General features: G+C 52.1%; 1 pseudogene. It reads right to left on the bottom strand.

Annotated elements, in window-relative coordinates:
• Positions 1–259: pseudogene (locus tag ACYP03_RS26860) on the bottom strand (23S rRNA (cytosine(1962)-C(5))-methyltransferase RlmI); the annotation flags it as partial.

The following is a 259-nucleotide window of genomic DNA, read 5'->3' on the forward strand; positions in this document are numbered from 1 at the left end:
TTCACGTTTCGCATCCAGTGCTGCATCGGCGACAATTTTCTGGAACAGGTTGCTGTCCATCAGACCAGAACAGGAATAGGTCAGCAGTGTGCCGCCTGGTTTCAGGATCTGCATCGCCAGCATATTAATGTCTTTGTAACCCCGGCAGGCGCCAACCAGTTGTGCTTTGGATTCAGCAAACTTTGGCGGGTCCATGATCACCACATCAAACAACTCTCCACGCTCCCGGTACTCGCGCAGCAGTTTAAACACATCGGCA

This window comes from Photobacterium sp. R1 (assembly GCF_054600795.1).